The sequence below is a fragment of the bacterium genome (assembly GCA_035419245.1).
Lineage (GTDB): Bacteria > Zhuqueibacterota > Zhuqueibacteria > Residuimicrobiales > Residuimicrobiaceae > JAKPUX01.
In genome coordinates, this window is record DAOLSP010000001.1 from 1,003,834 (window position 1) to 1,015,837 (window position 12,004).

10 protein-coding genes are annotated in these 12,004 nt (G+C 59.2%); 8 read left to right on the forward strand and 2 right to left on the reverse strand.

All coding sequences use genetic code 11. The annotated features are described in order from the left end of the window. Positions 1 to 60: 60 nt before the first annotated feature. Entirely contained in the window at positions 61 to 1,650 is a 1,590-nt protein-coding gene (locus tag PLH32_03980) for a glycoside hydrolase family 31 protein (protein ID HQJ63750.1), read from the reverse strand. A 37-nt stretch (positions 1,651 to 1,687) separates the two neighbouring features. On the opposite strand from PLH32_03980, the gene PLH32_03985 reads away from it, so the two are divergent. Both PLH32_03985 and PLH32_03990 read left to right on the forward strand, forming a co-directional pair. Then, a complete protein-coding gene (locus PLH32_03985) occupies positions 1,688 to 1,999 on the forward strand; it encodes a hypothetical protein (GenBank protein HQJ63751.1) in 312 nt (103 codons plus the stop codon). Between the two features lie 76 nt (positions 2,000 to 2,075). Continuing rightward, positions 2,076 to 2,927, forward strand: a complete 852-nt coding sequence (locus tag PLH32_03990; GenBank protein HQJ63752.1) for an aldo/keto reductase — start codon at positions 2,076 to 2,078, stop codon at positions 2,925 to 2,927. A gap of 181 nt (positions 2,928 to 3,108) precedes the next feature. Here PLH32_03990 and PLH32_03995 read toward each other — a convergent pair whose 3' ends face one another. Further along, a complete protein-coding gene (locus tag PLH32_03995) occupies positions 3,109 to 3,396 on the reverse strand; it encodes a hypothetical protein (protein ID HQJ63753.1) in 288 nt (95 codons plus the stop codon). Positions 3,397 to 3,978: 582 nt separating this feature from the next. Here PLH32_03995 and PLH32_04000 point away from each other — a divergent pair. The 6 genes from PLH32_04000 to PLH32_04025 all read left to right on the forward strand — a co-directional run bounded on the left by PLH32_04000 (position 3,979) and on the right by PLH32_04025 (position 11,954). After that, on the forward strand, positions 3,979 to 5,394 hold the full coding sequence (locus PLH32_04000; GenBank protein HQJ63754.1) for a hypothetical protein: 1,416 nt from the start codon (positions 3,979 to 3,981) through the stop codon (positions 5,392 to 5,394). Between the two features lie 209 nt (positions 5,395 to 5,603). Then, positions 5,604 to 6,044, forward strand: coding sequence for a secondary thiamine-phosphate synthase enzyme YjbQ (locus PLH32_04005; GenBank protein ID HQJ63755.1), 441 nt, complete (start codon positions 5,604 to 5,606; stop codon positions 6,042 to 6,044). Next, positions 6,041 to 6,823, forward strand: a complete 783-nt coding sequence (locus tag PLH32_04010) for an aminotransferase class I and II (protein HQJ63756.1) — start codon at positions 6,041 to 6,043, stop codon at positions 6,821 to 6,823. Before PLH32_04005 ends, PLH32_04010 begins: the two co-directional genes overlap by 4 nt. Further along, the gene (locus PLH32_04015) at positions 6,801 to 7,193 is read left to right on the forward strand and encodes a DUF3037 domain-containing protein (GenBank protein ID HQJ63757.1); all 393 of its coding nucleotides are present in this window, start codon (positions 6,801 to 6,803) and stop codon (positions 7,191 to 7,193) included. The genes PLH32_04010 and PLH32_04015 overlap by 23 nt, the downstream gene beginning before the upstream one ends. A 122-nt stretch (positions 7,194 to 7,315) precedes the next feature. After that, positions 7,316 to 8,947, forward strand: a complete 1,632-nt coding sequence (locus PLH32_04020; GenBank protein HQJ63758.1) for an NAD(P)/FAD-dependent oxidoreductase — start codon at positions 7,316 to 7,318, stop codon at positions 8,945 to 8,947. A 61-nt stretch (positions 8,948 to 9,008) separates the two neighbouring features. Next, positions 9,009 to 11,954, forward strand: a complete 2,946-nt coding sequence (locus tag PLH32_04025) for a glycoside hydrolase family 9 protein (protein ID HQJ63759.1) — start codon at positions 9,009 to 9,011, stop codon at positions 11,952 to 11,954. The last annotated feature ends 50 nt before the right edge of the window (positions 11,955 to 12,004 follow it).

Here is a 12,004-nt window from a genome sequence, read left to right on the forward strand (position 1 = left end):
CGCTTGTGTTCCGGTTCTGATGCTGCGGATCGCGTGCCGGAGGGCCTCCCCGCGACAGCGCTATTTTAACCGTTCGAAATATGGCAGATCATCCAGTCCGGCCTGGACTGCCAGGCGCTTCGGCCCGGAAATGATCTTGCCGTTGAAGCTCTTCCAGCGTCCCCTGGGGATCACCACCATTCTGCTCAAGGCTCCTTTGTTTAAAACCGGCGCCACCAGCAGCCGATCGCCGAGCAGGAACTGGTCGGTGATCGTTGCATAGCCCTGGCCGGGATAGGCATATTCGAGGGGTCTCATGATCGGCTCGCCGGTTGCGACCGCCTGGATGGCCAATTCCAGAATATACCCGCTGAATCGTTCCCGGGTCGCCACCGCTTTTTGGACCGCGGCGAAATGCCGCTCATCCAGAACCCGCCAGGGGGCCACCGAGAATTGCATCATCGGCATCAACGCATGGCATTGTGCTGAACGGACGATCGATTCCTGATCCAGAATGGCATCATCCAGAAAGGAGGTGAATTCACCGCCGCCGATCATATCCGGGCAGGAAAAATAATAGCCCATCAATCCGGCGGTCAGCATGTTCGGGATCAAGAGCTGCAGATCGCCAAAACCATGCTGCTTGTCCCGGAGCCGCTCCGCCAGCGGCTGGCCGCCCATCTTCCACATGGCCCGGTATTCATTCAGGGGGTAAGCCAGGCCGATCCTGCCGAACAGCTCCGAGTGCTCCTCCGGCCGGGCATCCGTTTTATAGGCATGCACACCCTGATAGTACTCGAAATCCCCGGCGTCGAGTTTGAACCCGTCGACCCCATACACCTTCATCAGCCGGTCCAGTTGTGACTTGAACCATTCAAAGGCCCGCGGATGAGTCAGATCCAGCAGGGCACTGGCCCCGTTCCACCAGCGCACGATCGCCGGCTCTCCGCTTCCATTCGTGACGAGATACTTTTTGTCTTCGAGATCCCTGTAGACATCGCAGTCGGGGCTGACAAAGGGGCAGACCCAGACCATCACCTTGAAGCCCATTGCATGCAATTGCTCGATCATCTTTTCGGGCTCGGGGAAACGGCCCGGGTGGAAATTCCACTTACCATAATCCTCTTGCCAGTTGTCATCGATCATCAGCACACCCGGTGGAAAGCCGTGGGCGAGGATGTTCTCCGCATAGACGAGGATATCCTTCTGGTTTTGATTGTACATCAGTTCGATCCAGGTATTGTATTGGGGCCGTCTGAACAGGAGCGAGTCGGGCATCTCGCCGGAAGGCGGAAAATATCTCTGGCTGGCATAGCGGTAAGCCCCCTGGAGGGTGCCATGCCCTTTGGAGTACTCGACCGGGCCTGCTATTTTCAGTTGGCCCCGGGAAAAATCGATCTTGAAGGGGTGGTCGGACCAGATCACCTCGCCCTTACTGGAAAGCATCAGCGGCTGCACCTGGTTGCCGTAGTTGCTGTTCAGATCCGCCTGCCAAGGCGCGGTCAGCGGCATTCGGTAGCCTTGATTGATCACGCCGGCCCACCAGTAGGTATCGATTCCCACGTCAATGCAAAGCATCTCCTGCTGGGCGTAGGCTGTAGACAGCCATAGGGCAGAGATCAGGAGGAGAAGCCAAATCGACGGTGTGCAGGCCTTTCGTTTTCTATTCATCATGATCTCTCTCCTAAAAAGTGGATTACTGCCCTACATGATCAATATCCGCCGCGGTGGGCGGAGATCGATTCCGAAAGCGGACCGGGTTCTTGCCGGGCAGGGCCATTCACAGATTCGCTTCAATATAGCCTTTTACTGTTTTGTGATCAAGCTCTTTGTGCCGAAATGTGTACGGCCATGGAGGCCAGGACGGATCGGTTTGATCGATGCCTGCTGCTGGAAAGTAAGCGGCGTCCAGGCTATTGTGAAAAATTACCTTGCCCGGTATCCCAAAGATACTGTATCTTTGGACAAGGACCGTTCATTGAATACGCATAAAATTGAGGTGATCTATGAAACGCCGTGAATTTTTGACCGCCTCGATGAAAGGAACAGCCGCCATGGCTTTTTTGCCGCATTTTTTAAACTGCGCTCCTGCGGGAATGCCGAAACGCGAGCTCGGCCGCACCGGTGAAAAGCTCTCGATCCTGGGATTCGGCGGAATCCTGGTGATGGATGAAGAGCAGCGCACCGCCAATGAGATGGTAGCGCGGGCCTTCGATCACGGCATTACCTATTTCGATGTCGCGCCCAGCTATGGCAACGCCGAAGAACGGCTGGGTCCTGCCCTGGCGCCCTGCCGCAGCCGCTGTTTTCTCGCCTGCAAGACCATGATGCGCACAGCGGCTGAAGCCCGGAACGAGCTGGAACACTCGCTCAAGACTCTACAGACGGATCACTTTGACCTCTATCAGCTGCACGCCTTGACCACCGATGCGGATATTGAGACTGCCTTTGGACCGGGCGGGGCCATGGAGACTTTTCTCAAGGCCCGGGAGGAGGGCAAGGTCCGCTTTCTCGGATTCTCCGCGCATTCCGAGAGCGCGGCACTGGCGGCCATGGAACGCTTCGCGTTTGACACCATTCTCTTCCCCGTCAATTTCGTCAACTGGTTTGCAGGGCATTTTGGGCCGCGTGTGCTGCCGGTCGCCCGCGAAAAAAAGATGGGCATCCTGGCCCTGAAGGGCCTGGCGCATCGGGCCAAAAAGGAGGGGGAGACCAGCCGCTATCGCAAGAGCTGGTATCACCCGATCCCTGCAGAAGAGGAAGAGATGGCGCGGCTGGCGCTCAATTGGACCTATGGTCAGGGGGTCACGGCCGCCATCCCGCCCGGCGAGCCGGCCCTGTGGGACCGCGCTTTCCGCATCGCTGCGAACCCGCGCCCGCTGAGCGCAGATGAGCTGCACCGGCTGGAGGAGCTGGCCAGGGGAGTGGAGCCGGTCTTTCACGCTTGATCATCGGAAACCGGCCCCGCCTGTACATGTTTAAGTGTGAAGCGGCAGGAGTTGTTCCGGCGTCTACGGGCGGAGTTGATGTGCCGGAGCGTGTTATCGGATCCGCTGCATGGCGAGGGAGGGCCATTGACCGGTTTTTATTGTCCGCCCGAAATGCTTCACAGCCTGCGCAATGCCGGCGCTATACCCTCAAATACCCGGTGATCAAAAAGTATCCGGCGGAATTGAAATAGCCACCGCCGCAATGCCGGCGCGCCATTTCCGTCTGCCGGGCCAGTATTTCCGGCACCACGCCGGTACGCATGATCGCGCTCCTGGCTTGACGCACTTGTGGTTCGTCCTCCTTGCGGCCAAGCAGGTTGATCAAGGTGAGATAACGGACCGAGGGATTGCTCTCTTCGAGCAGCCATGCGAGGATCTCCTGACGCACGAATTCTCTACTGCCCTGTATCATCGCGGCTTTGCTCATCAGGTCCATCTCCTTTTCTCCCGCGGTGGATGCGCTGGATAGAGTGGATACTGGATTGAGAGTACATGTGCTGTGGCTAGTTCTATGTTACGAATCGGCGGGGATGGATGCAAGCGCAAACTGAAAAAGATTTGCAAACGCCACGGTGGGGCGGTCGAGATTTTTATAAAAATATTCAAAAAGATTATTGCGCAAAGTTCGATAATTCCTTAGATTGAATCATGGCAGCAACGGTGAGCCACCTGGCCCCTGGTCTCGCGGGTAAGCCGGGCGTGGCTCTGGATGGGGGTACATTCTGCCATATCTTTCCCGGGGATCCCTTGTACCCTGCCCGCATCCTGAACTGCTCTTTTGTCTCGCAGCGATTCGATTGTGGTTGAATGGGTTGTACGTGTGCAGCTTCTGGCCGGCCTTGCTCCATTGGTATCGGGCTGGTCCAAAGGGCACGGAAGCCACTGCCGTTCCGTGCTGAAGCTTCGGGCGATATGCACACCGCAAGGGTCACAGATGGTGACCTGATGGGCGCGAGTCTCCCTTGCAGCCGGGCTTGAGAGCGAACAGCATATCAGAAGGAGGCACGATATGCGCAGCAGCATGCTGTTTGTGGCCCTAGGGCTTGTACTGCTCACACTCACCTGCTCCAAAGAACAGGGCTATGCACCGCTGGCACCATCGGATCAGGATGGGGTCATGGCCGATGCCTCGATACAGGCCTTCGCCCGGACGCTGGCTGAGCAAGCGGGGTGGCCGGTGGAGGCATCGGGAGAGGAATTGGCGGAGGCCGGCCTCGCTTTGGCGAAGGGAGGCGTCGCACCTCTTATGGATTTTGAACGCACCCTCATCGCCAATGACATTGCTCATTACAGTGTACGCCTGAGAGTCGGGCCGGGGACGTATGATGTCATCGGATTACACCGCGTCGTGCGGGAGAAGCGGCCCTATCAGCCCCTCAAAACCCGAAAGAGCATCTTTTTTCAGCACGGCTCGAGCAAAACTTTCGCCGGCATGTGGCTCCCGGGTCTGGCCTCCCCCTCCACACCCGATGATTTTGGCATGGGGGTCTTCCTGGCGCGCCATGATATCGATGTTTGGGGCATCGATCAGGCCTGGGCCCTGGTCCCGGCCTCGGAGAGCAACACCGATTTCATGATCGACTGGGGACTTGAGCGCCAGGTTGGCGATCTGCGCACAGCGGTGGCGGTAGCCCGGCTGACACGCATCCTGACTGGGTGCGGCGATGCCAAGATGATCCTTGCCGGCTTTTCGAATGGCGTACCGACCACCGTCAGTCTGGTGAACGAGGAAAGCCAGTTGCCGGCCGTGCGGCGCCATGTCGGCGGCTACATTCCGATCGATTGTGCGATCAAGGTGGCGGAAGGCGCTCCCAAAGAAGCGATGAAGTCCTATGTTGCGGCCTATCAAGCGATTCATGATGGCGGAGTATACGGGGAGCAGGTCATGTTCGCGCTGATGGCTGATAAGGTGCGGAACGATCCCGATGGCCATGATTTTGATGCGACCCTGACCAACGTGGAGTTCGTGCTGACGGTTGTCACTGGGCCGACTCTTTTTCCTGGCCACCCCTTCCATTACTGGGCCGGTGTTTGGGCGGATGGCAAGCCGGCCGGCCTGCGCTTCACCGACCGCGAACTCTGGCTCGATTTTCTCGCCTCCGGCACGGCCTATGAGCCGATCATCTGGACCGTCGAATGGTGTGGCTATGTCGCAGGTGTGATGAATACCTCTTATGACGATCATCTCGGAGATATACGTATCCCGATCCTTAATCTGACGCCTGCCGGCGGTTTCGCAGAAGCGACCCGGTATGGGCTAAGCCTGCTCGGCAGCAGGGATATCGAAACCTTGATGCCCTCGATGGGGCTGCCCGCTGAAGAGGAATTTGCCCATATCGACCTCTTCACCGCGCCGGAAGCCGAGCACCTGGTCTGGCAGCCGATGCTCCGCTGGATCAACGCCCATACGCCGGCCAACCGGTAGTCGCTCTCAGCCCGGACACGTGCATCTTATCCTGAGGCGGTGGCTGCTGGTACAGCCGCCGCCTGCTGTTCTCCTCACCCAACTTTCCCGCGAACATCTCCCGCCAGACTATTTCCTGATTTCGCTTGTTTTTTAAGGGCCGGTTGGCTATTTTTCGTATCAGGCCTTTTGTTTCACCGTATTTGTGACCCTCGTGAAAGAGCGCAGGCATGCAAAAAATTTCGATCCGTACCAGCCGCCGCTGCGACATCGTCGATATCACTCCTTTTGTCCGCACCTGCTTGCGCGAAATCGGCGCGGAGAGCGGAGTGATGACCCTCTTTTGTCCCCATACCACGGCCGGCCTCACCGTCAACGAGAACGCCGATCCCGATGTGCGCCGCGACCTCACCGCTTTCCTCAACCGCGCTATCCCTCAGGAAGCGGGGTATGCCCACAGCGAGGGCAATTCCGACGCCCACATCAAGAGCACCCTCACCAACTCTGCGCAGATGCTGATCGTGGAGGGGGGAGAGGTGATGCTCGGCACCTGGCAGGGCGTCTTTTTTATGGAATACGACGGGCCGCGCAGCCGCGAGGTCTGGCTGCAGTTCACCGGCAGCCATCGCCAGAGCGGATCAGAGACGTCGCGACCAAAGGAGAGGCCGTGACCATCAGAAGTGTCGAAGCGACGCGCTATGTGACGCCCTTGAAGGAGGGCGGCTCGCTGCCGGCTATCGTCGAGGCGGATGATGACGGCCTCTATGTCCTCAAGTTCCGCGGTGCGGGACAGGGCCCCAAGGCCCTGATCGCCGAGCTGGTTGGCGGAGAGATCGCCCGCGCCGCCGGACTGCCCGTGCCCGAGATCGTCTTTATCCATCTGGAGGCGGAGTTGGCGCGCACCGAACCCGATCCGGAGATCCACGACCTCATCCGCATGAGTGCAGGACTCAATCTCGGCCTCGATTACCTGCCGGGCTCCATCATGTTCAACCCGGTGCTGCATCCGGTCTCCGAAATCCTGGCTTCCGAGATCGTCTGGCTGGATGCCTTCGTCACCAATATCGACCGCACGCCGCGCAATACCAACATGCTGATGTGGCACAAGCAGCTCTACCTCATCGACCATGGCGCCTCGCTCTATTTTCACCACGCCTGGCACCATTATCTGGAGAGGAGCGGCGATCCCTTTCCCCTCATCAAGGATCATGTGCTGCTGCCTTCGGCCGGTGCGCTGCGGCAGGCCGGGGACAAGATGCGGGCGGCCATCGGACCGGAGGTGGTCGAGCGTGTGATCGCGATGATTCCGGAGGCGTGGTTCGACGGCAACACCCCCTTTTCGAGTTCTGGAGAAACCCGCAAGGCCTACATCGTCTATCTCAGGAAACGGCTCGAGGAATCGGAATCCTTTGTCGAGGAGGCGATGCGTGCGCGGTCCCTACTTGTATGATTACGCGATCCTGCGCGTCGTCCCCCGGGTCGAGCGCGAAGAGTTCGTCAATGTCGGCGTAATTCTCTCCTGCCCGCAGAAAAAATATCTCGAGGCACGGTTCGAACTGGATCAGGAGCGCCTCCTGGCGCTCGATCCGGGGCTGGATCTCGCATTGCTGCGCAGCCAGCTGGAACTCTATCCGCAACTCTGCCGCGGCGGCGAAGCGGCGGGGCCCATCGGCAGGCTGTCACAGCGCGAGCGCTTCCAGTGGCTCATCGCGCCCAAGAGCACCATCATCCAGACCTCGCCGGTGCACACGGGTTGGTGCGAACATCCGGAGCTGGTGCTGGAACATCTGCTCAACACCATGGTGCGGCCGCACCGATAGACAAACGGCGGTTTCATGGTACCGCGGCACGGCCGGCATCAGCTGATTCAGATTTATGCGTACAAGCCGCGGCGTCTTGTGGCATGTATTCATGGCGCCTGAGAGGGCGCCAAGGAGGTGGCATGAACGAACATCAACTTCCCCGGCGGGATTTCCTCAAAATGCTGGCCTGCGCCTTTCCCGCCGCAGCACTGGACTGGAGTGCATTCCCGCAGGGCAAGGCCGATAATAGTCCGGACCAGTATGACGTGATCATCATCGGCTCCGGTCTGGCGGGGCTCTCCTGCGCCGCCGCCTTCGCACGCCAGGGTTTCAAGGCGCTGGTTCTGGAACAGCACGACAAACCCGGCGGATACGCCACGGCTTTCAGGCGACCGGGCGGATTCTATTTCGATGTCTCCCTGCATTCCACCACGGTCGGTGAAAGGGACGGCCGCTTCAACCTCATCTATAGTTTTCCCGAAATAACCGACGTCGAATTCCTGATGCATCCCACCCTGTTCCGCTCCATCTATCCGGAGCACGATCTCCGTGTGGCGCAGCGCAACCCCGGCGCCTATATCGCCCAGTTGTGCCAGCTCTTCCCCGACGAGCGCGAAAACATCAAGGGGCTCTTTGCGGATATGCAGGGACTGGCCGATGACATCGGCCGCCTCTCCGCAAAACGGGGCCAGGTGGATATGAGCACGTTCCCCAATGATTTTCCCTTTCTCTTCAGGTTTTACAGTAAAACCTGGGGCGAGATGGCCGACGCCCGGATTCGCGATCCCAAACTGAAAGCCATGGTCTCGGGGCAGTGGGGATACTATGGGCTGCCACCCTCCAAACTCTCTTGTTTCTATTATGCTCTGCCCTTCACGGGATACCTCAGCGGCGGCGGATTCTATCCCAGAGGCCGCTCCCAGGACATTTCCAATGCTTTTGTCAGATTTTTGAGCGAGCGCGGCGGCAAGCTGCTGCTCAACGCCCGGGCCGATAAAATCCTTATCAGGAATGGGGCGGCAACGGGGGTGCGCACCCAGGACGGTCACTCCTTCATGGCGCGGGCGGTGGTCTCCAACGCCAGTCCGCAGGAAACCCTGGGAAGGCTGCTCGACGACCCCGCCCTTTATGCCGCCGAAGAGGCCAAGTGGCAGAATTACAGCGTCAGCCTCTCGAGTTTCCAGGTTTTTCTCGGCCTCAAGGAAGATCTGGTCACAAAACTGGGTATAACGGATTCGGAAATTTTCCTTGAATCGTCGTATGATCCGGAAGCGGCCTATGCAGGCGCTCTCAAGGGCGATGTGGAAAACAGCGGCGTGGGCATCACCCTGTACGATGCGATCAATCCCGCGTACTCCCCGCAGGGCAAGAATACCATCAATCTCATGACCCTGCAAGGCTATGGCCCCTGGGAAAAATATGAAAAGGCCTATCGCGCTGGAGATAAAAAGGAGTATCGCAAAGAGAAGGAACGCATGGCGGAAATTCTCATCGCCAAGGTCGAAAAGGCCCTGCTGCCCGGACTGGCCAAAGCCATCCAGGTGAAAGAGATCGGCACGCCTCTGACCAACCGGCGCTACACCGGCCATCCGCGCGGCGCTATCTACGGCTGGGATCAAACGGTTAACAATTCGGGGAATACCCGCGCCGGGCACACCACACCGGTCAAAAACCTCTACCTGGCGGGCGCCTGGTCGCGGCCGGGGCATGGCTACGGCGCCGTTATTCCCAGCGGTGTGGAGTGTTTTGCGGAAATTGTGAAAAACTGGTGAAATCGATCGCCTGCGGAGGCCTGTGCTTCCGCCCCTCAACCATTCTGGAGTTCAGTACGTGATGCACAGGTTTCTGCATGGCCTGGCCGGCCTGGTGCTTGCTGTTCTGGCGCCGGAACTCCCGGCAGCCGATCTGATCCGCATTCAGCCGGTGACGGACAAAATCCTGGTGCTCTATTTCTCCGAAGGGCACATCGATTACTTCGGCATCGGCCAGGAGCGCGCCCGGGGCAACCGCGTCTATTATTCACGACTGGACACCGATGCTGCCGCCGTCTTTTCCAACTATACCATCACCAGCCCCGACGATATCCGCTACCAGACGGGCCGGGGACCGGTTGCACTAGGGCGCAAGTCCAAGGGCGAATCCTTCAACGATCTCTATGCCGCGCCGATGCCCAAGGTGCTGATGGCCCACTGGATTTATCTCGAGCTTCCCTTCAACATGATTCAGGGCAGCACCTACACGGTCAAGCTGCACGGCCTCGCATCGAATGTCAATACCTATACCTTTCTCTTCGACGCCTTCTCTCTGCGCTCGCCCGCGATTCATCTCAACCAGATCGGCATGGTCCCGGAGGCGCCCAAGTACGCCTACCTTTCCCAGTGGATGGGCTCCTTCAACACGCCCGATCATCCCGCCGGTGCGCTCAATCTCGACCGCTATTACTACGCCCCCTTTCACCTCGTGCGGACCTCGGACAACGCCATTGTCTTCTCCGGCTCGGTCAACCGGCACCGCCTCAAGACGGCCGCTGATTTCTCCAGCATGACCTTCAGTGATAAAAACTACACCCGCGCCGACGTCTGGCAGTGCGATTTCTCCGCATTCACCACGCCCGGAGAATACCGCCTCGTCGTCGAAAAAATGGGCTCATCGTATCCCTTCGAGATCGGCGATGATGTCTACCGCCAGGCCTATCACTACACCTCGCGGGCGCTTTTCACCCAGCGGCAGGGAGTTAACAAGGAGATCGAACCGGGCCTGATCTATCCCCGCGACCACCGCACCGAGGACGGGATCGTGATGAAGTACTATCCCGATCTCAAGACGGAAGGCAACTTTGACCCGAACAAGGGCAAAGGTAACGTCACCGGGGTCTGGGGCTGGTATCATGATGCCGGTGACTGGGACACCTATCCCGACCACTATGTTGTCCCGATGACCCTGCTGGCGCTTTTTGATTTGAAACCGGAGAATTTCGGCGACGGCGATGTCGGGGCCAGATATCAGACCGATGCCGGCACGCCCTGGATCGATGAAGGAAAAAACGGCCTCCCCGATGTGCTCGATGAGGCGATGTGGCTGATCAAATACTACAAGCGGACCCGCGAGGCACTGATCGCCCAGGGCTACTCCACCGGGGGGATACCCGGCTATGCGGGAGTGGATGCCGGCGCCGAAAGCGGCACCGCCTCCTGGCAGGACAAGCGCGTCATGGCCCTGAAGGGGGCGGATTCGGTGCTGATGGCCTACCGCTATGCTGCCTGCGCCGCCTATCTCGGCATCGATTTGGATCGATTCGCCGGGGGCCTGCATCCGGCAAGCGCGAGCTGGATCGGCGAGGCGAAAACCGCCTATGCCTGGGCGCATGCGCAAAATCAGGATGCCGATGACGATATCAACCGCAGCCGGATGATGGCCGCCGCCGCACTCTACCGCTCTACCGGCATCCCGACCTATCAGGAGGATTTCCGCGGCTGCAAGGCCCGGGATAACGGCTGGAAATCGTTCCTCTGGTACATGATCAATCCTTGGCACCATGCCGCGCTGATTTTCGGTCGCATCCCGGATGGCCATCCGGGCCTCGACCGGGCGCTGCGGCAGGAGTGCATCGATGACCTCGTCGCGATGGCCGACAAGGAGACGGTGCAGACCGCCGGCGACCGTGGCTTCCGCTACGGCGCCTCGCGCAGCATTATGCACATGCTTGGCTCGCTCAGCACCCCCAGGCTCTTTCTGGCGGCGGTCGCTTTTGAATTTACCGGCGAAAAAAAGTTCCTCGATGCCTGCTACACCACCTGCGATTACTGCCTCGGCGGCAACCAGCTTGATCTGGTCCGAATCAGCGGCCTGGGCGAGAATCCCGAACGGCAGCCCTTCCACTGCGACTCCTGGTATCTGACCGATTACAACAGTATGGTCTACGACAACCCGATTCTGCCCGGGTATGTGATCTACGACATGCATTATACTGGCGACTGGATGTCGGGGGAGAGCTGGACCTGGATCGGCGACGAGGATTACTCGCGCTCCACGGCCTACCCGGCGATCGCCGATTTTCCCGATGGTGAGGCGCGCTTTCCCAACCGCTGGAGCATCGCCGGCAGCGAGTTCACGATCCAGCAGACCCAGTGCCAGGCCATCTTCGCTTATGGCTATCTCTGCGGTCCGCACGCCGGGATCTATACGCCCAACACGCGGCCGGAGGTCGCGCTGAATCTGGCCGGCGATAGCACCGTCCGTCTGGACAGCACGCTGCTGCTCTCGGTCAAGGCTTCGGAGGATGTGCGCCGCGTCGAGTATTATTACGACTATCATTTCATCGGTGAGAGCGTCGACAAGGCCCACGATTTCGCCTTCGCCTGGAACCTGGCCGACTATAAAATCCTGCGCGGTCGACGCCTGATCACCGCCAGGGCTTTTGACGATCTGGGGATGGAATCCAGACCGACGGAGGCGGGGCAACGCTCCATTTTTTGCGATGAGGCCTCGGCGGTCAAAAAGGCGGAATCCGGCTCCCTGCGGTTCGAGTTGAGGAGCTGCTATCCCAATCCGGTCAATCCCGTCACCCGCATTCCCTTCAGCCTGGCGGTTCCGGGACCGGCGCGGCTGTCGCTCTGCAACCTTTTAGGAGAGCAAGTCGCCATCCTTGCTGATGGTCTCATGGCGGCGGGCGCGCACGAGGTCGCCTTCGATGCCTCCCGGCTCCCCTCGGGGGTCTATTTCTATACCTTGCAGCAGGAGGCACGGCAGCAGGTCCGCAAGCTGCTGGTGCTCAGATAGTATCAAATGACCATAGGAGGGATTAAGGGGAAGGTTTTTCAAGGCATTAC

Excerpts from the sequence above, each read along its gene's own strand:
- PLH32_03980 (HQJ63750.1), bottom strand. The coding sequence starts at position 1,650 with ATGAATAGAAAACGAAAGGCCTGCACACCGTCGATTTGGCTTCTCCTC.
- PLH32_03985 (HQJ63751.1), top strand. The coding sequence starts at position 1,688 with ATGATCAATATCCGCCGCGGTGGGCGGAGATCGATTCCGAAAGCGGAC.
- PLH32_03990 (HQJ63752.1), top strand. The coding sequence starts at position 2,076 with ATGCCGAAACGCGAGCTCGGCCGCACCGGTGAAAAGCTCTCGATCCTG.
- PLH32_03995 (HQJ63753.1), bottom strand. The coding sequence starts at position 3,396 with ATGAGCAAAGCCGCGATGATACAGGGCAGTAGAGAATTCGTGCGTCAG.
- PLH32_04000 (HQJ63754.1), top strand. The coding sequence starts at position 3,979 with ATGCGCAGCAGCATGCTGTTTGTGGCCCTAGGGCTTGTACTGCTCACA.
- PLH32_04005 (HQJ63755.1), top strand. The coding sequence starts at position 5,604 with ATGCAAAAAATTTCGATCCGTACCAGCCGCCGCTGCGACATCGTCGAT.
- PLH32_04020 (HQJ63758.1), top strand. The coding sequence starts at position 7,316 with ATGAACGAACATCAACTTCCCCGGCGGGATTTCCTCAAAATGCTGGCC.
- PLH32_04025 (HQJ63759.1), top strand. The coding sequence starts at position 9,009 with ATGCACAGGTTTCTGCATGGCCTGGCCGGCCTGGTGCTTGCTGTTCTG.